Origin of the sequence: Citrobacter sp. TBCS-15 (genome assembly GCF_005280815.1) — a bacterium.
Lineage (GTDB): Bacteria > Pseudomonadota > Gammaproteobacteria > Enterobacterales > Enterobacteriaceae > Citrobacter > Citrobacter werkmanii.
In genome coordinates this window covers 1-635 of the sequence record NZ_SZWK01000264.1, presented here as the reverse complement: position 1 = coordinate 635, position 635 = coordinate 1, and the positions used below count along the sequence as shown (strand labels likewise).

1 pseudogene is annotated in these 635 nt (G+C 37.3%); it reads left to right on the top strand.

What is annotated here, in order from left to right:
* Positions 1 to 567 (top strand): annotated as a pseudogene (locus tag FDW96_RS15120) (IS256-like element IS905 family transposase); the annotation flags it as partial.
* Between the last annotated feature and the right edge of the window lie 68 nt (positions 568 to 635).

Genomic DNA, 635 nt, shown 5'->3' with positions numbered 1-635 from the left:
AATGCTTCTTGGTCCACCCTGTTAGACAAGCTTCAAAACCAAGGAATCCAACAGGTTTCTCTTGTAGTGACCGATGGCTTCAAGGGGCTTGAACAGATTATCAGTCAGGCTTACCCATTAGCTAAACAACAACGTTGCTTAATTCATATTAGTCGAAATCTAGCTAGTAAAGTGAAACGAGCAGATAGAGCGGTTATTCTGGAGCAATTTAAAACGATTTATCGTGCTGAAAATTTAGAAATGGCAGTGCAAGCTTTAGAGAACTTTATCGCCGAATGGAAACCAAAGTATAGGAAAGTCATGGAAAGTCTGGAGAATACGGATAATCTTTTAACTTTTTATCAGTTTCCCTACCAGATTTGGCACAGCATTTATTCGACAAACCTCATTGAGTCTCTTAACAAAGAAATCAAACGTCAAACGAAAAAGAAGGTTCTTTTTCCTAACGAGGAGGCTCTGGAACGTTACTTAGTTACTTTGTTTGAAGATTATAATTTCAAGCAAAGTCAACGCATCCATAAAGGGTTTGGCCAATGTGCTGACACACTTGAAAGCTTATTTGATTAATATTCTTCAACTCTACTTGAGTGTTTACACATAATTATTGACAGTATCGGACAAAATCATTTGCTTCA